General features: G+C 54.9%; 16 protein-coding genes. 13 read left to right on the top strand and 3 right to left on the bottom strand.

Annotated elements, in window-relative coordinates:
- The 8 genes from VAE55_RS01565 to VAE55_RS01530 all read left to right on the top strand — a co-directional run.
- The coding region (locus VAE55_RS01565; protein ID WP_322814074.1) for an SdrD B-like domain-containing protein at positions 1 to 2,696 on the top strand (2,696 nt) is incomplete at its 5' end.
- A 759-nt stretch (positions 2,697 to 3,455) separates the two neighbouring features.
- The gene (locus VAE55_RS01560) at positions 3,456 to 3,881 is read left to right on the top strand and encodes a hypothetical protein (protein ID WP_322814073.1); all 426 of its coding nucleotides are present in this window, start codon (positions 3,456 to 3,458) and stop codon (positions 3,879 to 3,881) included.
- Positions 3,882 to 4,109: 228 nt separating this feature from the next.
- A complete protein-coding gene (locus VAE55_RS01555) occupies positions 4,110 to 5,591 on the top strand; it encodes a response regulator (RefSeq protein ID WP_322814072.1) in 1,482 nt (493 codons plus the stop codon).
- Between the two features lie 319 nt (positions 5,592 to 5,910).
- Positions 5,911 to 6,765 (top strand): dTDP-4-dehydrorhamnose reductase, encoded by an 855-nt coding sequence (gene rfbD, locus VAE55_RS01550; protein WP_322814071.1) that lies wholly within the window; start codon positions 5,911 to 5,913, stop codon positions 6,763 to 6,765.
- Positions 6,762 to 7,724 (top strand): glycosyltransferase family 2 protein, encoded by a 963-nt coding sequence (locus VAE55_RS01545; protein ID WP_322814070.1) that lies wholly within the window; start codon positions 6,762 to 6,764, stop codon positions 7,722 to 7,724. The genes rfbD and VAE55_RS01545 overlap by 4 nt, the downstream gene beginning before the upstream one ends.
- Positions 7,721 to 8,506, top strand: coding sequence for a dolichyl-phosphate beta-glucosyltransferase (locus tag VAE55_RS01540; protein ID WP_322814069.1), 786 nt, complete (start codon positions 7,721 to 7,723; stop codon positions 8,504 to 8,506). Before VAE55_RS01545 ends, VAE55_RS01540 begins: the two co-directional genes overlap by 4 nt.
- On the top strand, positions 8,503 to 8,790 hold the full coding sequence (locus tag VAE55_RS01535; RefSeq protein ID WP_322814068.1) for a YhbY family RNA-binding protein: 288 nt from the start codon (positions 8,503 to 8,505) through the stop codon (positions 8,788 to 8,790). The genes VAE55_RS01540 and VAE55_RS01535 overlap by 4 nt, the downstream gene beginning before the upstream one ends.
- Complete coding sequence (locus tag VAE55_RS01530) at positions 8,787 to 9,167, top strand: hypothetical protein (RefSeq protein WP_322814067.1); 381 nt, start codon at positions 8,787 to 8,789, stop codon at positions 9,165 to 9,167. Before VAE55_RS01535 ends, VAE55_RS01530 begins: the two co-directional genes overlap by 4 nt.
- Here the strand turns inward: VAE55_RS01530 and VAE55_RS01525 are convergent.
- A complete protein-coding gene (locus tag VAE55_RS01525) occupies positions 9,130 to 9,585 on the bottom strand; it encodes a hypothetical protein (protein WP_322814066.1) in 456 nt (151 codons plus the stop codon). The genes VAE55_RS01530 and VAE55_RS01525 overlap by 38 nt on opposite strands.
- A gap of 496 nt (positions 9,586 to 10,081) precedes the next feature.
- On the opposite strand from VAE55_RS01525, the gene VAE55_RS01520 reads away from it, so the two are divergent.
- The 3 genes from VAE55_RS01520 to VAE55_RS01510 all read left to right on the top strand — a co-directional run bounded on the left by VAE55_RS01520 (position 10,082) and on the right by VAE55_RS01510 (position 15,441).
- A complete protein-coding gene (locus tag VAE55_RS01520; RefSeq protein WP_322814065.1) occupies positions 10,082 to 10,570 on the top strand; it encodes a flavin reductase family protein in 489 nt (162 codons plus the stop codon).
- A gap of 69 nt (positions 10,571 to 10,639) precedes the next feature.
- Complete coding sequence (locus tag VAE55_RS01515) at positions 10,640 to 14,683, top strand: response regulator (RefSeq protein WP_322814064.1); 4,044 nt, start codon at positions 10,640 to 10,642, stop codon at positions 14,681 to 14,683.
- A gap of 152 nt (positions 14,684 to 14,835) precedes the next feature.
- Positions 14,836 to 15,441 carry a hypothetical protein gene (locus VAE55_RS01510; RefSeq protein ID WP_322814063.1) on the top strand — a complete coding sequence of 202 codons (606 nt, stop codon included), beginning with the start codon at positions 14,836 to 14,838 and terminating at the stop codon, positions 15,439 to 15,441.
- A gap of 432 nt (positions 15,442 to 15,873) precedes the next feature.
- On the opposite strand, the gene VAE55_RS01505 is transcribed toward VAE55_RS01510, so the two are convergent.
- Positions 15,874 to 16,341 carry an anti-sigma factor gene (locus VAE55_RS01505; RefSeq protein ID WP_322814062.1) on the bottom strand — a complete coding sequence of 156 codons (468 nt, stop codon included), beginning with the start codon at positions 16,339 to 16,341 and terminating at the stop codon, positions 15,874 to 15,876.
- A 3-nt stretch (positions 16,342 to 16,344) separates the two neighbouring features.
- Positions 16,345 to 17,019, bottom strand: a complete 675-nt coding sequence (locus tag VAE55_RS01500) for an RNA polymerase sigma factor (RefSeq protein WP_012256305.1) — start codon at positions 17,017 to 17,019, stop codon at positions 16,345 to 16,347.
- A 564-nt stretch (positions 17,020 to 17,583) separates the two neighbouring features.
- Between VAE55_RS01500 and VAE55_RS01495 the strand changes: the two genes are divergently transcribed.
- Together VAE55_RS01495 and accC are read left to right on the top strand one after the other, a co-directional pair.
- Positions 17,584 to 19,170 carry an amidase gene (locus tag VAE55_RS01495; protein ID WP_322814061.1) on the top strand — a complete coding sequence of 529 codons (1,587 nt, stop codon included), beginning with the start codon at positions 17,584 to 17,586 and terminating at the stop codon, positions 19,168 to 19,170.
- 76 nt (positions 19,171 to 19,246) lie between these two features.
- Entirely contained in the window at positions 19,247 to 21,037 is a 1,791-nt protein-coding gene (gene accC, locus VAE55_RS01490) for an acetyl-CoA carboxylase biotin carboxylase subunit (RefSeq protein WP_322814060.1), read from the top strand.
- The last annotated feature ends 221 nt before the right edge of the window (positions 21,038 to 21,258 follow it).

Here is a 21,258-nt window from a genome sequence, read left to right as displayed (position 1 = left end):
ACGGTCAAACCGTGACCTTTACTCTGGTCAGTGGGCAGGTTGATGAGCGCTGGGATGCCGGGGCGTATCAATTGGTCAGCGTGGGTGATCTGGTTTGGTTTGATCGCAACGGCAACGGTGTGCAGGATGCGGGTGAGAACGGGATTGAGAACGTGACGGTCACGCTCTACCGGGCCGATGGATCGACGGTCGGTTCAACCACGACGGCGGCAGACGGCTCGTACAGCTTCACCGACTTGCCGCCCGGTGAGTATCGCTTGCGCTTCACGGACATTCCGTCTGGATTGACGTTCAGTCCGGCGGATAGCAGTGGTGATGACGCCACTGATAACGATGTGACCGCAACCAATGGTGAGACAGACATCTTCACCCTGCTCAGTGGTCAGTCCGATACGAGCCGTGATGCTGGTGTTTATCCGTTGCTCAGTCTGGGCAATCTGGTTTGGGAAGATGCCAACAACAATGGGATTGTTGATAGTGGTGAGAGTGGCGTTGGTGGTGTGCAAGTCCGCCTCTACCGTGACACTAATAACAATGGGACGTGGGATGCAACTGATCAAGTGGTGAATTCCACCGTCACCGATAGCAATGGGGTGTATAGCTTCACCAATCTGCCCCAGGGCGACTACATTATCGTGCTGCCGGGCCGGCAATTTGAGGCTGACTCGCCATGGTACAACTATCGCAGCAGCACCGGCGCACGTTCGCTGAGCAGTGGACCCTATGAACCGGGTGCTGCGGCGAACGATGATCTCGATAATGACGATAATGGAACGCGACAGAGTGATGTTGAGTCCAACTTCAACATCGTGAGTAGCCTGATCACGCTTCGACCTGATAGCGAACCGGACACGGCAGTTGATGGTGACAACCGCAATAGCAACCTGACTGTCGATTTCGGTATCTTCCGTCCGGCAACGGTTGGCGATTTGGTCTGGAATGATTTAAATGGGAACGGTATCTATGAGAGTACTGAACCGGGCGTTGCAAACGTTCTGGTCACGCTCTACGACGTCGGGAATGATGGTATTGCCGGTACGGCCGATGATCTGATAGTCGCAACCCAGCATACAGACGATGATGGCTTCTACCTGTTTGAGGATGTACCGCCGGATGAGTACTACCTGGTTTTCAGTGGTCTGCCAGATGGGGCTCGCTTCACCAATCCAGATCGAGGCGGTGATGATGCATCAGACTCGGATGCTGAACGAGGGAATGGGGCTACCGCTACCTTTACGCTGGAAAGTGGTAGCGTAACCTTTGACTGGGATACCGGTATCATACTGCCGGCCAGCATCGGGAATCAGGTGTGGGAAGATCGTAACGGTAATGGGGTGCAAGACGATGGCGAATCGGGGATCGCAGGCGTCACTGTACAGTTGACCGGTACAGATAGCGATGGCAATAGCGTGGATGCGTCGGTTATTACAGATGATAATGGTATATATCGATTCGAGGACTTGCTGCCAGGGAACTATACGATCACGGTAGTTCCGCCCGCCGGTTACGTCTTCACCGTTGCCAATCAGGGCAGCAACGACGCGCTCAACTCGGATGCTGAGCCGAATACCGGTGTAATGAGCGCTACAGTACTGGAGTCGGGTGAAGTCGATCTGAGCTGGGACGCCGGTCTCTACCGTTTGGCCAGTATCGGAAATCTGGTGTGGGAAGACCGTAACGGCAACGGGGTGCAAGATGCTAGCGAGTCGGGTGTAGCAAATGTGACTGTACTTTTGAACGGTACGACCGGCGCCGGTATGGTTGTGAACATGACCACCACTACTGATAGCAATGGCTTCTACCGGTTTGATAATCTCGTGCCGGGCACGTATACGGTGACGGTGCAGGTACCGGATGGCTATATCTTCACTGTTGCCAATCAAGGTGGCAACGATGTGCTTGACTCGGATGTCGATCCGGCGACCGGCGTGATGAGCGCCACGGTACTGGAGTCGGGTGACGTTGACCTGAATTGGGACTCCGGTATCTTCCTGCCGGCTACGTTGGGCAATCGGGTCTGGCATGACATCAATGCGAATGGGATTGCCGAAGCGGGAGAGAGCGGCGTAAGTGGTATCACGGTCAGTCTCTACCGGGCTGATGGTACGCTGGTGCAGACGGTCGTGACTGATAGCAGTGGTGCCTATCTATTCACCAATCTGACGCCGGCTGACTATTATCTGACGTTTAGTTTACCGAACGGATGGGTGTTTAGCCCCGCGAACCAGGGTGGTGATAGCAGTCGCGATAGTGATGTCGATCCAGACACTCAGCGCACGCAGGTCTTCACGCTCGGTTATGGGCAGACCGATTTGAGCTGGTGGGCTGGCATTCACCAGCCGGCACCGCCAACGGCAATCACGCTCCTCAGCTTCACCGCTGAGCGTCAGGCGAATGGCGTACTATTGCGCTGGGTCACGGGTAGCGAGCGTGATACACTTGGCTTCCTGTTGCTGCGCAGCAGCACCGGTAATCGCTCTGATGCAACGCCCATTCTGAGCACTCCAATCCCGGCCCAGGGCAGTGCCGGTAGTGGGGAGAGCTATCAGTGGTTTGATCGCACAGCACAGCCCAACGTGAGCTACCACTACTGGCTGGTCGAAGTAGAAGCCGACGGTGACCGCCACGAGTTTATGCTGAACAGTCCGGCAGTGCAGTTTACCTATCGGGTACTGGTGCCAATTATTCAGCGCTAACTGGTAGACTTGCCGGCATTGTTCGTTGGAACCAAATGCCTTGCCACACAACGGCGTGGGGCGAGGCATTTGATTTTTGGGTGTCAGGCGAGGGGATGTCTGCGGAGTACGTGTAGTTCAAATCTGATGCCATCCAATGCGTAGTACACAATCCAGGTCATATTCCTTTCGCCATCCCCTCGTTTGTTGTATCCCGCGTATGGAATGTGAACGGGCATATGCACCATCCGTAGGGGCGGGTTCTAAACCCGCCGCTACGGAATCCATACATCCGTATTGTGCCGGTGATCCCCACGGATTGCGTGCAGGGAACGGCTAATCACGAATCACCGTATATCCAGTGCCGGGCAGTGATGCCTGGGTTCGTGTAGATTTGCCAGTATGCCCGTTTAGCGCAATGCAGGGTTGCGTACACAATATTTATACCGAAACATAGCCTGTGGGCTGGGGTGCAGAGGAAGATCATCCGGCGGCTTAACCAATGTCTGGTGGCTGCAGGATGTACGTCTCCTACCACGGAAGGCAAGCGTTTTTCAGGCAATTTTTTGACTATCAAGCAAAAAGTCAAGACAAAATAGTTTGAATATGTTATAATAGGCAAAACAAATTGAAATCTATCCTTATTAGCAATGGCCCGACGGGTGACGACAGGCTACTGCGTTTGTTGCAACTCATAGCGGAATCGGTAAAACGGTTATTTATCAAATGGAACAGCCAGTGCACCCTGGCTTTCCTAATCATCCCTACAGGAGGCGCGCCATGTATATCCGGTGGGTGGTGCGCAAGCATAAGAACGCCGAAATTGCCAATACCAACTTTTACGATGCCTACCTTGTTGAGAGTTACCGTGATGAACGTGGACAACCCCGGCAACGTATTGTGGCCTATCTTGGCAACATTCGTCAGATCAACAATGAATTTCCAACCATTGAGCGCGAACTCTTTCTGTTGCGTGCTGATCGGATTCTTGACACGCTACCTGAATTAACGGAAAGTGATCGTCAGGAAATTCGCGAAGCGCTGCGACGTAAAATACCGCCGCTCAATCGGGATGAGGTGATTCGGGCGTTTACAGCCAATCTTACCTGGTATCGCCAGTGGTGGGAACAAAATGGATGTCCGCTGACTGATGATGAGCTGCTCAGTATTATTCGGGCTACTCGCGGTGGAATGGAAGCAGTCTAAACATCTGTCTGAACAATCGTAGACAGGCGAGTGAGGTTCTGCAGATAGGTTCTGGTGTAGTTTATCCTGACAACAGTGTGCAGCGTAGCGTGGTAGGCTCTTCCTGGTCTGGTGCTACTCCGCTGTCTGATAGGATACCCCAATTGTTGCAAACCTATCCGTAATCTCGTTGCCAAAGTGAACAACTTTGTGACATCATTCTTAATCGCTCCATGGTAGGATATTACCATGGAGCAAAATACGATTTTGATCGTTGATGACGATGAGCTGATGCGTTCATTGCTCATCGAAATAATAACCCCCTTCAATCTCCGCCTGATTACTGCGCAGCGCGGTGATCAGGCGCTGCAACTCGCACAGCAGCATCTGCCCGATCTCATCCTGCTTGATGTTATGCTGCCGGATATGAATGGCTTCGAGGTGTGCCAGCGCTTACGTGACGATCCGGCAACAGCGCAGATACCGATCGTCATGATTACCGCGCTAAATGATCGTGAAGCGAAAATTCATGGCTTCGAAGCCGGTGCTGATGAATTCATCACCAAGCCGTTCGATTCGGGGGAGTTACAGGCTAGGATCAACACGGTCTTGCGCCTCAATCGCTATCGGTGTCTGCTGCAGGAGCAGGCCAAAGTAAACGCCGAACGGGCGCGTTTCGAGTGGGTGATCGAGACATCCGATAACGCTTATGTCATTATTGATCACGATGATCAGATCCGTTACGCCAACCGCCGTGCACGCACGTATCTTGGTCTAACCGCCGATGAGCAACCGGTCCGGTCATTCCGTGAGCTGGTTATGCAGCGATATCGTTTGGTACCCCCTGAAGCCTGGGAACAATGGCTGATAGCAGCGCCCGAACCACTCTATCTCGTGCATCCTGAGACATCAAGTAGCCCGGAACAGTGGCTTCAGGTCGAGACTGCGCTTATTCATTCATCTGATGATCAAATTGTGGTCACGTTGCGTGATGTGACGCAGCAGATTACGTTACAGCGCGATATGTGGACATTCCACACGGCAATTTCACATAAATTGCGCACCCCGCTCGTTAGCTACTTGGGTGGACTAAACCTTTTGAGCGATAATATTGAGCATATGGATCGTACTATGGCGCGTAATATCGCGTCGATTGCGCTCAGTGCTGCTAAACGCTTACAGCAGGTGATTGATGATATTTTTCTGTACGTTCGCAGTCCGGGTGATATACATTATGATAACTGTACCGTGTTTGATTTTCCGGCTATGGTGAGCACGCTCAATCAGGAACTTGAGATTCCGGCGATTAGTCTGAGTATCGATCCGGCGTTGGATGCACGCCGGCTGCGTATATCGCGGCGCAGCCTGGAGATGGTGCTACGCGAGCTATGCGAAAATGCGCGGAAGTTCCATCCCCAACAGCGGCCAATGGTAAACATTCGGGTTGATGCCGATCTGGCGCAAAATCAGGTGCGCCTGGTGGTGTGTGACGATGGCGTGCATTTACCGCCGGCTCACTTACAAAAAATCTGGCAACCGTATTATCAGGCTGAGCGTAACTTTACCGGCCAGGTTGAAGGTATGGGTTTGGGGCTGGCACAGGTGGCGCGCATTATTCTGGCGGTTGGTGGGAGCTACCAGATGCAGAATCGTTCGGATCGTCCTGGGATTTGTGTCGAATTGCGCATTCCGTTCGTAGAGGAAGACTCTTCTGATCAGGTTATCGGTTAGCAGGTTCAGGTTAGATTAGCCTGGATGCACATACGAACATCGGCAGAGGCATCTTCGTTAACTGCTGGAACCGCTCATTGTTGGTGGCTGTAACCCGACACTGGTAATACGCTTACAGGCAAGCTACTCCTGCACCTGTCGGGTCTATGTGCTTCCTAAAACAGTCTATCGTTTGACGTTGGTGTGCTCTTCTGCTACTCTGTGTAGCCGGTAATTGATTAAGAGCCTATCCGAAAAGTGGGGCGAGATGGCATCTTGCCCTACGAAAAGTGCCTCAGAAGCGATTTTTCAGATAGGTTCTAAGTCGAGGAGATACTTTGTGCGGATTGCTATTACCGGAGCAAATGGGCAGTTAGGACGGGCACTGATCGCTACATTGGCCGATCAGCATACGCTGGTGCCGCTAGGGCACGATCAGTTGGAGTTGACCGATCCGGTAACTGTTGAGCAGATCGCAGCGACTGCTGCTGATGTGGTAATCCACGCAGCAGCTTATACCAATGTCGATGGATGTGCACGTGATCCGGAGTTAGCGTATCGGGTGAATGCTCTGGGCACGCGCTATGTGGCGCTCGGTTGTCGGCGAATCGATGCGGCGCTGGTCTACATCAGTACCAACGAGGTATTTGCCGGTGATGCCCGTCGACTCTACTTTGAAGATGATCCTCCCCGTGCGATTAATCCGTATGGGCAGAGTAAACTGGCCGGTGAACAGGCGGTTCGTTCGCTTGTCGCCCGGCATTTCATTGTGCGGGTAGCATGGCTGTTTGGCGGTGAACGTAATTTTGTTCGTACTGTCTTACGGCTGGCAGCCAATCCGCCCGCTCATGGTTTACGGATGGTGGCCGACGAGATCGGTAATCCGACCTATACCTTTGATGTTGCGGCGGGGCTAGCCCGGTTGATCACAACCGACTACTACGGCACCTACCATTTTGTGAACGACGGTATCTGCTCACGGTATGAATTTGCGGCGGAGATTCTTCGTCGTGTCGGGTTGAATGTTCCGCTTCAGCCGATCCGGCTATGCGATTTTCAGCGTGACAGTACGCCACCTCCATACACGCCCCTGGCTAATCTTGCTGGTGCCAGCCTGGGCATCACCTTTCGTCCATGGCAGGATGCGCTCGCCGACTATCTGGGACGCCTGCCAAATGAAGTGTTGCCGACATGATTGACGTTATTGTTCCTAACTACAACGGTAGTGCACTGTTACCGACCTGTCTTGACTCGTTACGTGCCCAGACCCGTCGTGATTTTACGGTGACGGTGGTTGACGATGCGAGTACCGATGATTCGGTTGCGCTGATAACTGCCTGTTATCCGGAGGTGCACGTTCTGCGTTTGCCGCAGAATCGAGGGTTTGCCGCAGCAGTCAATGCAGCATTCGCGGCAACGCGACAGCCGTTTTTCGTGTTGCTCAACAATGATACGGAAGCCGATCCAAACTGGCTGGCAGCGTTGATCAGTGCGCTCGAACGCTGGCCGCAGTTTGCCTTTGCCGCCGCTAAATTGCGTCTGTTTGATAGCCGCAATATCATCCATTCAGCCGGGGATTTCTACCGGCCAAACGGCGAACCAGGTAATCGTGGAGTATGGGAAGAGGATCGTGGCCAGTATGATGCATTCCACGAGGTGTTTGGGCCGTGTGCTGGTGCAGCCGCCTACCGACGTTGTGCGCTAGAGCAACTGGCAGAAGATGGTCGGCTGTTTGATGAAGCCCTGGTTATGTACTGTGAAGATGTTGATTTGAACTTACGGGCACGGCGCAAAGGATTGCGCACAATCTTTGTCCCGACTGCGGTGGTATATCATCGCCTGAGTGCCAGTGGCGGTGGTGTGCTGGCCAGTTACTACTGTGGGCGTAATTTTCCACTGGTATGGGTCAAGAATATGCCACCGGTTGTGCAGCGGCGGTACTGGCCGGCACTCCTGGTGTCGCAATTGCGTTTTGCGCTTCACAGTCTGCGTCACTTCCGCGAACCGGCAGCACGGGCGCGTCTCCGCGGCCAACTGGCCAGTCTCCGTGCATTGCCGCACTTTTGGTCGCGTCGTGCATTCACGCCAGAAGAGGAAGCAGCCCTTGTCGCTGCATTTGAACTTTCACAACCACCAGCACAGAGATTCGTATGACGACGAACAATGAGCCATTCCTATCCATCGTGATCCCCGCCTACAATGAAGAGCGGCGCTTGCCGGCCACTCTGGCGGCTATCAAGGCGTTTCTGGTCAACGAACCGTACACTGCCGAAGTGATTGTGGTTGATGACGGCAGTGAGGATCGCACGGCAGAGGTAGCAGAAGCAGCCGGTGCCACGGTGTTGCGCTGTGAGCATCGTGGCAAGGGATTTGCGGTACGCACCGGTGCTCTGGCAGCGCGGGGTGACATTATCCTGCTCTGTGATGCTGATCTGGCAACCCCAATCGAAGAATGGCCGCGCTTGCGAGCGGCAATTGAACGTGGCTATCCCATTGCCATCGGTTCGCGTGAGGGGATAGGGGCATCGCGTGAGGGCGAACCCTGGTATCGTCACGTGATGGGGCGGGTCTTCAACTGGATTATTCGGCTGGTAGCACTGCGGGGGATTAACGATACCCAGTGTGGTTTTAAAGCATTGCGGCGAGCGGTTGCCCGTGATCTCTTTCAGCGTGTGCGTATTTATGGCGATGATGCGCCGATAGTGCGTGGGGCAGCAGTGACTGCTTACGATGTTGAACTGCTCTTTTTAGCTCAGCGTCGAGGCTATGCCATTTGCGAAATTCCGGTGAAATGGCGTTATGGCACCGAGACAAAAGTGAATCCGCTCCGTGACTCGTGGCGGAATCTGCGGGATGTGCTGCGGGTGCGGATCAACGATTTGTGTGGAAAGTATGATGTGACATCGAACCCAATTGAGGAGGTTGCTCCACGATGAAACCTGCGCAACGTGCATATTTGCGTCGGCTGGCCCATCCGTTGCCGGTCACGGTGATGATTGGCAAGAATGGCTTGACGGAGGGTATCCTGGCCAAGATTGAGCAAGAGTTGAATGCCCATGAATTGATCAAGGTGCGGTTTCTTGATCACAAGGACATGAAACAGTCGCTGACCGAGACAATTGTCAGCGAAACCGGGGCTGATCTGGTAGGGATCATCGGTCATACTGCGATCCTGTTCCGTCAGCACACCGATCCGGCGCAGAGGAAGATACAGGTATGAACGTCAAAGCCTTGCAACGCGGTTTCTGGCTCTCTTTTTGGTCGGTTGTGATATATATGACCGTGCGCGGGGCATTGATTCCGGCCCGGCTCCGCCATCCACGGATCACCAGCCTCAGTGGGATTGAGCCAATGTATGTAATGTTGAGTTGGGGATACGGGCCTGGTAGCCGACCGGTCAATGTGATTTTTGATGTGCAATTCGCCGGGGGGGCGCAAGGCAGCGTTACCGTTGATGGCGAGGCGCTGGAAGCCGAGGTGCCACTGATTGGTAAGGCTCAGCCCGGTGAATCCTACACCATCATGGCAACGCTGTTATACCGCCAGTTGGGGCGAGCGTTTACCCGCCAGATGCAGGTGTCGGCTCAGATTGAGTAGCCTGTTGCTCTAACTCGGCGATGCGGGCGCGAACTTCGGCGGCCAGGCGCTGAAGTTCGCGATTGACGACATATTGCCACTCGGCAGCCTCGTGATCCTCAAGTGCCCCACCACCGTATTTCAATTCCATCGCCAGATGCCAGCCGCGCCGCTCGGCAAATTTCTCTAGTTCGGCGCAGCGACTGGGTGGCCAGCGCCGGCGAATGAACTGGCGAAACGCACGTTCCATGCGTCCCGACCCGTCTGGATTGAGTGATGGGAGCGGGAAAAACGGCTCCTGATCGCGTGGATCGGGTGCAGCGGCTTTGCTGAAGTAGATAGTACGTTGGGTGATTGAGTAGCGCCATTCGCCATCGCCATGGTAATTGCCGGGATTATTGGCAATAGCACCGGTTAGCATGCGATCGGTGATCGTCATAGTTGCACCTGCTCTCCAAAAAACCGATCTTACGACAGTATACCGTTTTGTACAGCATAGCACAGAGCGGCTTGAGACACAAATGGTTTTGACCAACGGTTATATCACATCTGCTCTCATCGCGGTCATAGGACGCTTGATTACGTCGGCAGTGCATCTGATCGTGGATGCGCACAACCGGTGTTCCTCCTGCACACACCCTGGTATCACAAACCGGAGTGGATGCCACCCCGTCCGGGGAATGCGGAAGCCACGCTTCTGCATCAGCCGTACTCACGATCAGGTGCGTTTTGCAGCGGTACCCCTGGCAGTCCGTGGGTGATGAGTGCATGTAACGACTATGTTGCCGCACGCTATGCAGTACCAGGCTGTGGGATGTGAGCCGTGCGTTCTGTGTTGGGTTTTTCCTGATGGCAGCGGAGATAGTTACGAATCATCACCAAATCGGGTGTATACTTATAAAAGGAAAAGGTTTTAAAAATGTTTGAGACGCATTATGTCCATTGATCCACGCGAGTATCGCTCTACGATAGGACTGTTCGCTACTGGGGTTACCGTCATTACTGCCAGCGATGGTGATCACATCCGTGGGATGACTGCGAACTCCCTCACGTCAGTATCGCTCGATCCGCTGTTGCTGCTGGTGTGTGTTGATCGGAAAGCCCGGATGGCTCCGGTCATTAGTGCTGCCAGTCATTTCGCCGTCAATATTCTGCGGGCTGACCAGGAAGCGATTGCCCGTCATTTTGCCGGTCGGCCACAGCCGGATATTGAGGTGGCGTTGGAGGAGCTGGCCGGCGCACCGGTCCTGGCTGATAGCCTCGCGACGCTGGCCTGTTCCCGTGAGCGAATTTTGGATGGTGGCGATCATCTCATCGTGCTGGGTCGGGTGATTGCCCTCCGGCGAGCAGCAGAAGGCGATCCCTTGCTCTATTTTGCCGGCGCATACCGTCAGTTAGCCGAGATGTCAACCACGCTAGCATAAACAGTTGCACCATGCTACGATACATACTGGTAGGGTTTGTTGTTTCTCACACTACCAGGATGGATACGCATGGCTCAGTGGTCGCGCAGGGCGCTCATCAGTTTTGGGGTGGTATATGCCGTCTTGATTTGGGCGGGTGCTCAACCACTGCTGGCTAATCTTGGCATTCCTTTATTATGGGTAGCCGGAGGATTTGCGGCAGGTGGTGTCTTGCTGGCCGGCAAGCGCCTCTTGCCGATTATTTTCATTGGAGCATTCATTGCCTACACGGTGGTTTTCCGGCAACTAGGGCTGTCGTCCGAGCACCTGCTTGCTGCGGCCCTCGTCTTTGGTCTGAGCGCGATCATCCAGGCCTGGTTGGTGAATTGGCTGGTGCGTCGCTTCGGGAGAACCTTACCCCCTTCCTCTATCCGCTATACGCTGGTGGTGTGTGGTTTACTGGCACTGGCTGTATTACCGGCACCGTTTCTAGCTGTGATGGTGCTGGTGGTTGTGCAGCAACCTCTGGTAAGCAGTCCGCCAATAGTTGCTCTGCAATGGTGGCTCAACCTGGTCGCCGGAGTCTGGCTCGTCACACCGTGGATGGTTGTTGGCGAATACTACCGGCAACGACTGCCAATGCGTGAACCATGGTTGTGGCCGGTGAGTAGCCTTTTACTGGCGCTCATGCTGTTCAGTCTGCAACTCATCTGGCGTGATGCCAACCGTCAGTTTACGACACAACTGCAAGCAGATGTCAATGAGGTGGTGAGTCTGATCAATGATCGGCTGACGATCTATGAGCAGGCGCTGCTAAGCCAGAGTACGCTGTTTCTTTCTTCACAACGGGTTGATCAGCATGAATTTAGCGTCTTTAGTCGTACCCAACTGGCGCGTTTGCCGGCATTACGGGCGGTCAGTTGGATACCTCGGATTCCATTGGAGCAACGAACAGTTTTTGAACATGCAATGCAAGAGACCGGACTGCCCGATTTCAGGATTCGCGAACCCGGTGCAACTGCCAGACCAGCCGATACCCGTGATGAATACTATCCGCTCACCTACCTGGAACCGTTTGCCCGCTGGTGGGCTGTGTTAGGGCTTGATCTGGCTGCCGATCCGGTGCGGCGGGCCGCTATCGAACAGGCGCGTGATAGTGGTCAGGTGGTGATAACAGCACCGTTGCAATCGTATCTGAACAGTGATCCGGCCCCTGCGGTCTTGTTGTTCGCACCGCTATACAGTGGTAGCCTGCCACCACAATCGGTGGAAGAACGACGACAACGCATTCGCGGGATGGTTGCCTTCTTGATCGTGCCGGGTGAGGTGGTCGAGCAGGCGTTACGACCGGTGACAACACCTGATCTCGAATTTGTCCTGCTCGATGCAACTGAGGAGTCACTACAGCCATTAGCCGTCTTTACCGGCGGTAGAGCTGTTCCTACACCCTACATTTCCGATCTGGATATCTTCATCCGTGATGCAGTGGCAATATTTGATATTCCCCGCTACGGTAGGGTCTGGTCAATCGCCTTCCGTCTGGGAATAGGCTACCCACCGTTCTGGTGGTTGGCGGATGCCATCAGCCGAACGGTACTGGCTATTGCCAGTGTCGCAGTTTTCTTCCTGTTTGTTGCCATTCGGCAGCGCCACGAAGCGCGGCAGCGTCGTTTGACCCGTACCTATGCGTTGTTGAGTGCGATCAATCAGATGATTATTCGTGAACGTGATCCGCAACGTATCTTTCAAGAGGTGTGTCAGGTCGGGATTGGCGAGGGTGGCTTTCGGTTGGTGTGGATTGGTCGTCATAACCCGGTAACAAACCGATTCGAGACCATCGCTGTACATAGTGTGATTGGATTCGATCCATCACTTGCACAAATGCTAACCGGCGAGCAGTTCTCAGAAACTCTTTCATCGGTATGTCAGGGTGATCGAGTCATTATCAATAACCTTGCCACCGATCCACGTTGTGCAGCGTGGCGTTCACCGGCTGTAGCGTATGGTCTACGGGCAATGGCCGCTTTTCCGCTGGTAGTGCCTGATGAGTCTCCTGCGGTGTTGTGTTTCTATATCGGTCAACCCGCAGCTTTTGACTATGATGAAATACAGTTGCTGGACGAGCTGGTGCGTGACATCATCTTTGGCCTGCGGGTAAGCAAACAAGAGGCTCAATTACGTGCCAGTGAACAGCGTAATCAGCTGATCGTGAGTACTTTGCCTGATCTGGTGTTGCGGTTACGTCCTGATGGGTATGTCATTGATGTGGTGGCAGCCGAGGCGATGGTGTTGCCGGTGGCCCCAACGGCGATGATCAACAGCACACTCGAACAGCTCTTTCCAGCCGCGATTGCAACCCAGTATCGACAGGCGTTAAGCACTGCGTTTACCTCTGGCGAACTCCAGACATTGGCGTACCAGTTGGTGGTTGATGATAAAGAATATTTCTTCGAGGCACGGATTAAGGCTGCACTGTTGGCAGAGGAAGCGATTGCAATTGTGCGTGATGTAACGGCGTGGCGCAACGCTGAACTGGCCTTGCAGGTAGAACGTGATCTCCTGGCGCAGCGGGTTGCTGAACGTACTGCTGAGTTGCACCGGGCCAATGCGGAGCTGCTCCGGGCTGCCCGCACCAAAGATGAATTTCTCGCCAACATGAGCCACGAGCTGCGCACACCACTCAATTCAATCCTGGCTTTGAGTGAGAGTCTGCTGGAAGAGTTGTATGGCCCTTTGCGCGAACAGCAACAGAAGGCAATCCGGGCCATTGAGGCGAGTGGACGGCATCTGCTGGCGCTGATTAATGATGTCCTTGATCTGGCGAAGATTGAAGCCAACCGGATTGAACTGGTGAAAGAGGTAGTCGCCGCCAGCGATGTCTGTGAAGCAAGTATGGCCCTCGTCAAAGAGCAGGCGACAAAGAAACAGATTCACCTTTCTATTAAGCTTGACGATCCCCATGCCCGGTTCGTTGCCGATCCACGTCGCCTGAAGCAGACACTGGTCAATTTGCTGAGTAATGCCGTGAAATTTACGCCGGCAGGTGGTGCGGTGAGCTTGCAGGTGACAACAGATACTGCGCAGGGAACGATTGCGTTCACGGTGAGCGATACCGGCATTGGGATTGCGGAAGAGGATTTGTCGCGTCTGTTTCAGCCGTTTGTCCAGCTTGATAGCGGTCTGAGTCGGCAGCACGAAGGTACTGGATTAGGGTTAGTGCTGGTACGTCGCCTTGTCGAACTGCACGGTGGAAAGGTGGAGGTTGAGAGTATGCCCGGTGTGGGTAGCAGGTTTACAGTCACGCTGCCGTATCAGCCCGTGACGCACATCGCAGCATCCTCGTCTGCTGATGAACTTCCTCTGGTGCAATTAGCCCTGATCATCGAAGACTCGGCAACGACTGCCGATCAACTGGCCCGTTATCTCGAAGAATTGCAGATTCAACCTGTTATATGCTCGTATGGCAAAGGTGCGGTTGAGCAGGTACAGGCGTTACGTCCCGATCTGATTTTGCTCGATGTGCAGATGCCGGATCGTTCAGGATGGGAGATACTGGCCGATCTGCGCCGCGACCCCGATCTGCGACAGGTTCCGGTGATCATTGTGTCGGTGGTTGATGAACCAGAGCGTGGATTGGCTGCTGGAGCCGCAGCGTATCTGGTGAAGCCAATCAATCGACTTATACTTCGGCGTGCGCTAAGTCAGATTACTGTCACAAAAACGACATCCTCAACCGCTCCGCGGTGCCCGCTCAGCCGACGAATATTACTGGCAGAAGATAATGAGGTCAATCGGGTTACCCTTAGTGATTACCTGGTTGCCCAGGGGTACGAGGTAAGAGTGGCGTGTCAAGGGCAAGAAGCATTGCAGATTGCTGCTGAATGGCGTCCTGATCTAATCATTATGGATATGCAAATGCCGGGACTTGATGGTCTGGAGGTGATACGACGGCTGCGCGCCGATGTGATATTTGCTGCTACGCCTATCATTGCGGTGACGGCACTGGCGATGCCGGGTGATCGTGAACGGTGCCTGTCGGCTGGGGCAAATGACTATTTTGCGAAGCCGATCCGTCTGCGTCAATTGGTCGAACGGATTGAGCAGTTTCTGGCGTCTTCACAACATGCCATATAATTCCGCTCATGTTGGTACGCACGGTGTGCTACAATCTGACATCATACAGAGATCGGTGCTGTGCGCCAATCGCTGCCCCATGTCTCCACTGCCGTAGATCATGACCGATCTCATTACCGGAAACCCACACCACACGGCGCAAGGAGCGCACTATGCTGGCTCGAATCGCTCTCAGTCTGTTGTTAGGTTTTATTTGTGGCACAACTGGACTGGTTTTCATGCCTGATTTGGCCCGTGTCATTGGGCCACTGGTCTGTACTGGTAACCTGGAACCTGACCGGAGTGAAGGTGTGCTGCATTTTCGTTGTCGAACAATTAATGGCGACGAACAACGCATTAAACTTGGTCACATGCTTCCCTACGCGATTATCAGCACGTCGCTGCTGTTGATTCCACCGGTGCATTCGGCAATTCGTCGTTTTGAGCAGCGACGAGCGGTCATTCAACAGGCGATAGAACGCGATTTGGCTACGGCATTGCCCGCACGGGCCGAGGTATTGCGGGTCGCCATTGTTGGATCATACAAGCGTGCGATTCTGGTGCGCGCAGTAGAGGTTGAACTCACGCTGTGGGTCTATCCTCCGGCCAATCGTCCTTACGAGGCCAGGGTTATCTGGCTGGTGGAAGAAGCTAGTCTATCTCATCTACGTCGCGGAACGATGCTGAATACACGCATCAATCCACTCCGTCCACAGCGGGTCTATCCGGCAGAAGAGTGGGCCAGTTATATCTGGAGTGAACCGGTTCCGACTGTATAATATGGTCAGTCCATAGGGTTCGTACATTGCGAGAATGCGGATGGACGCAGATGAGACCGATGAACACGGATGGCTTACGGCGATCCGTGTTCATCAGTCTCATAGTAAATTCCTGTTCAGCAATGCGCATTGTTTAGGTGTGATCCTCGTGTCGAAGCGTTACCGGGCGTGCCACTGGCGAGGTGCTGGTGGATCATTATCGGCGTAGCAGTAGGGGCACGGTATGCCGTGCCCCTACCGATAGTATATCATTCAGGTGAAGTATCATGGTGATAGCCGACTGGCGTGTCCTGAATGCCAGGTTGTCAGGTTGACATAATCATTGAATGCTTGCTTCGCTTAATCACCATTAATTCGAGCCGTACCGGTAGCAAAGCAACCTTATTCGTACATCCGGCACTCTTCCCCGCGTTCGGCATGATGCGTCTGCTATTACTTACTCTCCTGACGAACCAGTTGCCTTTCAGGTTGCCAGTTATCGAGGATAATCCAGAGTACAAGGGCAATGAGTAGCCAGTGCAACTGATCGCGGATCAGCGCAATGATACTGACTAACTCGCGGGCAAATGGCATCGTCTCGTAGAAGGCTTGCAGTAGTCTGGCCGGCAACACCTCAAGTTGTGCAACGAATTGCGCGAACCCCCATTGGAACCAGACGAGCTGATAAAGGTACGATGCACCAGGTATCGAAACCAGGATCAGCAGTGACATCAGAGCTATTGCGACATAAAGGCGCCACCTGGGAAGGGGCGAGATTTCTACCGTGGCCATCGGAACTGCACCAGGCACCAGGTGCAGTAAGCGATTGGTCAGTTCGGGCGGAGCCTCCCAACGTAATTCGTGGCGAAGCGCCGCATCGAGCAGATCATCTGGAGGTGGTGTAGGCAATTGCGTGCTCATAGATTACCTCCTTCCCCAGCCGGGCAACAGACGCAGGGGGGTGATTTGTACCACGTGATCGTCCGTTGCCGAACGTTTGGGTTGATTAACGGCGCGGGTTGCCGGTGGTTCGTTGGTTTGCAAGAGTTGGGCCAGGCGTTCTTTGCCGCGCCGGATATGGCTTTTGACCGTATTGAGCGGAAGGTCAAGTATCTCGGCGATGTCGGTGTACTTCAAGTCTTCAAAATAGTACAACGTCAACACAAGGCGGTAATGTGGTTCAAGCTGCTCCAGAGCACGCCGGACTTCCAGGCGGAGCTGGTTCAGATCGAGCGATTGGGCCGGATCGACCCAGCGGTCGTTATCCGCGACAGTATGAAGTGCATCAAGCTCCTCATCGTCGGTTGCCGGAGGAACGATAGGGGCCTGACGACCTCGTCGGCGCAGCTCATCGCGACAGAGATTAATAACCAGCCGGTACAACCAGGTAGTGAAACGGCTTTCGCCGCTATACTGGGGGAGTGCCCGAAACAGGCGAATAAACGCTTCCTGGGTCAAATCAGCCGCATCATCAGCGTTTTTGAGCACGCTCATCGCGATGCTATAGACATAATGTTGCTGACCGATAATCAACTCGGTCAGTGCCTGCTGATCGCCCTGTTGAGCGCGTACAATCGTCTCACGAGATGGTTCAGCCACTGTTTGTACTCCCGATGTCGTAATCCGACATCTCTTAGACGCTGCGTTCTCATTGCAGCAAACTGGCTGATAGTATTGACGATTCTGCGAATGCAAAAGTTGCATGTCGCGTACCTGGTATTTTAACAATCCAAGTTGCTACCTTACGTCACTACCGCGGTGCGGGTCGTTGAGCGCGACGGGGAGGGGTGGAACACGGATGGACGCGGGTGAGGCGGATGCACTCGGATAGATCGTCACCCAAGGTGTCACCTGATATCACCACAGCGACACGGAGGATGAGCATACCAGATGTGCGTGACGTAGTGCGTTTACGGAACGGCTGCTACCCAAACGATTCATACCGTTCAGGTACGCTGCATCATGTTGTGCGCAGTGTCGTGCTGTTCATCATCGCCGGTAGTCTTTCGTGGCCTGCTCACAGCGTAGGTGGCAACTTGGGTTATTATTATGGCTCTCTCCCACCACGGCATACCACACGTTGAGTATATAGAAGGGACATATTGCCGAGTCTTGCATGAATGATTACCACACAAACCTTGCCTCTGTTGAAAAGGAGCATCTATGGACGCACTTATTGAACGACTGCAGGCTGCCTTGCACGCCGCCGGTATCCCGGCTACCGACACCGATTTCGCCGGTATTTTGGAAAAGGGCTTTCTCAGCCGCTTTGCCGATGTCGAACGCTTGCTCGACACCGTCGACCAGGAGCAATTGCCCGATACGCTCGACGCCACCAGTCTGCCGGTAAGCGGCGATCAGACAGACAGTGGCGACCCTTCGCTGCCCGCCGATGATCTGAACACCATCATGGGTGTCGCCGAAGAATTGCGGAAGCGCACACTTTCATCAGTTGAAGTAGTTGAATGGGCACTGGAGCAAATCGCGAAAAAGGATGCTCGCTTAAACGCATTTCAGATTGTGATGGCCGAAAGTGCCCTGGCCGATGCACGGGCTGCCGACGCCGAAATTAGGGCCGGCACCATTCGCAGTCCACTGCACGGCGTACCGATAGCGGTGAAAGACCTGTTCGATGTCGCTAGCTACCCGACCGCAGCCGGATCACGGATTCGCGCCGGGGTTATGGCGAGCAGTGATTCGACGGTGGTTGCGCGTTTACGGGCAGCCGGAGCCATCATTATCGGCAAAACCCGGATGTCGGAATTCGCCTACTCACCCGGCTCGAATAATGCCCATTACGGTCCGACTGCCAACCCCTACAATCCAGAGCGGGATAGCGGTGGCAGTAGCAGCGGTAGTGCGGTTGCTGTCAGTACGGTGATGGCCTATGCCGCTATCGGCACTGACACCGGCGGCTCGATCCGGATACCGGCAGCGCACTGCGGGATCGTCGGTCTCAAACCAACCCATGGCCGGGTAAGCCTGGCCGGCGGATTTCCCCTGTCGTGGTCACTCGATCATGCCGGCCCGCTGGCCCGCTCAGTCGCCGATGCAGCCGTCGTCCTCCAGGCTATCGCCGGGCCTGATCCACGCGATCACCGTACCTTGCGACCAGAGTCACCTTTTGCAGTAAGCGGTCTGCTGGATGATATTGATCAGGTGCGAATTGGACTTCTTACCGCCGATGGTAGTGGTCAGGCAATAACCGATGCGGCTAGGCTGGCCGCAATGCAGCGTGTTGCCGACGCACTGGCTGAGCGAGGCGCGACTATCATACCGATTGATGTTCCCGAACTGGAAGCGTTACGGTTACTCAACCCGGCACTGCTGGCAATGGAAGCAGCCGCCTTGCATCTGCCATGGCTACGCTCTCGCCTCGACGAGTATGGGGAGTTTATGCGCCAGCGTATTCTGGCCGCCTTCATCTACTCGCCGGTAGATGCCGTTCGCGTCCAACAGGCGCGGGCCAACCTGCGTCGGCGGGTGGCAGAACGTCTGGCCGGGATCGACGTCCTGATCACACCGGTCACGCCGGGGCCGGCACCGGCACTGGGTATTCCGACACCAACGTCCTTTACCGGGCCATGGAACTTCCTGGGATGGCCTGCTCTCAGCCTGCCAACCGGACGGGATGAGAACGGGTTACCGTGCGCTGCCCAATTGATTGCCCGACCCTGGTGTGAATCGCTGCTCTTGCGCGTCGCGCAACATGCCGAGGATTTTATCGGGCACCTACCGCTGCCACTGTAACACGCGGCGCTATGCTACAATTGGTGCCGGCGTCGCCCAGCGTTGAAGCGAGAGAGCAGCATTGAGGAGCGCTGCGATGTTTCGTACAGTATTGGTTGCCAATCGTGGAGAGATTGCCCTGCGCGTGATGCGCGCTTGCCGGGAATTGGGGTTGCGGTGCGTCGCCGTCTATTCAGAAGCAGATCGCGACGCCCCCCACGTGACGTATGCCGATGATGCCTTCCTGATCGGCCCTCCTTCACCGGCTGAAAGTTATCTCAATATTGACGCAATTATCCGAGCGGCCAAAGCTACCGGTGCAGAGGCAATTCACCCTGGCTATGGTTTTCTGGCTGAAAATGCCAGTTTTGTGCGTGCAGTCACCGCAGCCGGTCTGATCTTCATTGGCCCTCCCGCCGAGGCCATGGAGCGCATGGGTGGCAAGACCGCTGCCCGCCGTGAAGCAACCGCTGCCGGTGTGCCGGTTGTTCCCGGTGTGCTCGAACCGGTTACTGATGCGGCAGAGGTGCGACGATTGGGAAAAGAATTCGGCTACCCGATTGCGATCAAAGCGGTAGGCGGTGGCGGTGGTCGTGGTCTGCGCGTGGTGCGGTCACCAGAAGATGTGGCCGAAGCCTTCGCGGCAGCCCGGCGTGAAGCTGAAGTCGCGTTTAAGAATGGAGAACTGTACGTCGAAAAATACCTTGACGATCCGCGACATATTGAAATTCAGGTGCTGGCTGATCGTTATGGGAATGCGGTGGCTTTGGGAGAACGCGACTGTTCAATACAGCGCCGCCATCAGAAACTGATCGAAGAGTGCCCCTCGCCAGCCCTGACGCCTGAACTACGGGCAGAGATGGGGGCTGCCGCGGTACGGCTGGCAAAAGCCGTCGGGTATGTCAGCGCCGGCACGTTAGAGTTTCTCTTTCAGGATGGGCGCTACTACTTCCTGGAGATGAACACGCGCATTCAGGTCGAACACACCGTCACCGAGATGGTGTACGGCATCGATCTAGTCGCCGCGCAGATTCGGATTGCCCAGGGCGAGCAGCTCTGGTTCAAACAAGAGGATGTCGTGCTTCGCGGTCACGCCATCGAGTGTCGGATTAATGCAGAAGATCCGCTCCACAACTTTCGCCCGGCATTGGGCACCATCGGCGAATACCGCGAGCCGGTTGGCTTCGGGGTACGCGTAGATAGCGGCGTGCGCGCCTACTATACTGTGCCGTCACATTACGATTCGTTGCTGGCCAAACTGATTACCTGGGGCAGTGATCGGCAGGAAGCAATTGCCCGTATGCGACGAGCGCTGGCTGAGTACCGCATTGAGGGTGTCACGACAATTATTCCATTCCATCAGGCAGCGCTCGAGCATCCTGTTTTTACAGCAGGTGCGGCGACCGTCAACTTTATTCTGCGCCATCCCGAACTCTTCTCTCGTGCGGCAGAGCTAACGCCACCAACGGCTACGTCAGCGACGGCTGAACCGGCACCGGAACCACGCCGATTTACCGTCGAAGTCAATGGCCGGCGTTTTGGGGTGGCTGTTTTTGGCGACGGTATGAATGCGGCACCGGTTGCATCGCCATCACGTTCAGCGCCTGCGCGCCGTGCTACCCCCAAGAAGACGACGCTGGCTGCGCCGGTTGATGCGGTGATCAGCCCGATCCAGGGTCGTGTCGTTGCGGTGCGGGTAGCCCATGGGCAGCAGGTGGAAGCGGGCCAGGTGCTCTTCATTGTGGAAGCAATGAAGATGGAGAATGAGATCACCGCGCCGCATAGCGGCACCATTGCTGAAGTGCGCGTTGAGGTGGGAACGACGGTTGAAGCCGGGGCGATGCTGGCAACGTATCAGAATCCGGCGAACAACACGAATGGCAAATAGGAACCTGTCTTAAAAACCGATCACACCGGTGGGCGAGGGATTTGCCCTCGCCCATCTTTATGTCAAATCCAACAGGTACATTAATAGAGGTAGGGGCACGGCAACCCGCGCCCCTACCTGCCCGTGCCCGCACATCCCCATCATCGTAGGTACGTACCGGCACACTGCGCACGGCAACCCGCGCCCCTACCTGCCCGTGCCCGCACATCCCCATCATCATA

It is taken from the genome of Chloroflexus sp. (assembly GCF_034432675.1).
GTDB lineage: Bacteria > Chloroflexota > Chloroflexia > Chloroflexales > Chloroflexaceae > Chloroflexus.
The sequence above is the reverse complement of the archived record's forward strand: the minus strand, read 5'-3'. Positions and strand labels throughout refer to the sequence as shown.

Bases quoted from the DNA above. Each gene is read 5' to 3' on its own strand.
- VAE55_RS01560 (WP_322814073.1), top strand. From the start codon at position 3,456: ATGTATATCCGGTGGGTGGTGCGCAAGCATAAGAACGCCGAAATTGCC.
- VAE55_RS01555 (WP_322814072.1), top strand. From the start codon at position 4,110: ATGGAGCAAAATACGATTTTGATCGTTGATGACGATGAGCTGATGCGT.
- VAE55_RS01545 (WP_322814070.1), top strand. From the start codon at position 6,762: ATGATTGACGTTATTGTTCCTAACTACAACGGTAGTGCACTGTTACCG.
- VAE55_RS01540 (WP_322814069.1), top strand. From the start codon at position 7,721: ATGACGACGAACAATGAGCCATTCCTATCCATCGTGATCCCCGCCTAC.
- VAE55_RS01535 (WP_322814068.1), top strand. From the start codon at position 8,503: ATGAAACCTGCGCAACGTGCATATTTGCGTCGGCTGGCCCATCCGTTG.
- VAE55_RS01530 (WP_322814067.1), top strand. From the start codon at position 8,787: ATGAACGTCAAAGCCTTGCAACGCGGTTTCTGGCTCTCTTTTTGGTCG.
- VAE55_RS01525 (WP_322814066.1), bottom strand. From the start codon at position 9,585: ATGACGATCACCGATCGCATGCTAACCGGTGCTATTGCCAATAATCCC.
- VAE55_RS01520 (WP_322814065.1), top strand. From the start codon at position 10,082: ATGTCCATTGATCCACGCGAGTATCGCTCTACGATAGGACTGTTCGCT.
- VAE55_RS01515 (WP_322814064.1), top strand. From the start codon at position 10,640: ATGGCTCAGTGGTCGCGCAGGGCGCTCATCAGTTTTGGGGTGGTATAT.
- VAE55_RS01510 (WP_322814063.1), top strand. From the start codon at position 14,836: ATGCTGGCTCGAATCGCTCTCAGTCTGTTGTTAGGTTTTATTTGTGGC.
- VAE55_RS01505 (WP_322814062.1), bottom strand. From the start codon at position 16,341: ATGAGCACGCAATTGCCTACACCACCTCCAGATGATCTGCTCGATGCG.
- VAE55_RS01495 (WP_322814061.1), top strand. From the start codon at position 17,584: ATGGACGCACTTATTGAACGACTGCAGGCTGCCTTGCACGCCGCCGGT.
- accC (WP_322814060.1), top strand. From the start codon at position 19,247: ATGTTTCGTACAGTATTGGTTGCCAATCGTGGAGAGATTGCCCTGCGC.